This window comes from Bradyrhizobium sp. SHOUNA76 (assembly GCF_023006445.1).
Classification (GTDB): domain Bacteria; phylum Pseudomonadota; class Alphaproteobacteria; order Rhizobiales; family Xanthobacteraceae; genus Bradyrhizobium.
Map to the genome: position 1 here is coordinate 1 of NZ_JALBHA010001141.1, position 506 is coordinate 506.

The window sequence follows — 506 nt, forward strand, 5'->3', positions numbered from 1 at the left end:
GCTGCTGCACGGGCCGGCGCTCGCCGGCCTCGGCGTGGTCGGCGCCTTCGTGACGCCGGTTCTCGTCTCCAGCGGCAAGCCGGACTATTGGGCGCTCTATATTTACCTCGCGGTCGTCACCGCCGCGAGCTTCGGCCTCGCCCGCATCCGGCTATGGCGCTGGCTGGCGGTGACCACGATCGCCTTCGCCGTGTTGTGGATCTTCCCGGGTCTGGACGCCGAAGAATTGCAGGTCGCGCCACACGCCTTCCATGTCATCGCGGGTTTCGTGCTGGCCGCACTGCTCGTCGTCTGCGGTTTCATGTTCGGCCCGACGATCGAAGACGGCGAGATCGAGCCGGTGTCATCGAGCTCGCTCGGTGCCTACCTGTTCGGCGCGATGCTGATCGTGCTGTCGAGTGCGCATGCCGACCTTGCGCTGATCGCGTTCGCGCTTCTCGTCGGCGCAACCCTGTTCGTCGCCTGGCGCGCGCCGGCGGCGACCGGTGCACTCGGCGCAGCCGCGG

Annotated in this window: 1 protein-coding gene; it reads left to right on the forward strand. The window is 68.4% G+C overall.

All coding sequences use genetic code 11. The annotated features are described in order from the left end of the window. Positions 1-506 (forward strand): DUF2339 domain-containing protein (locus MOV74_RS40185; RefSeq protein WP_246933107.1); only part of this gene is annotated, 506 nt, incomplete at both ends.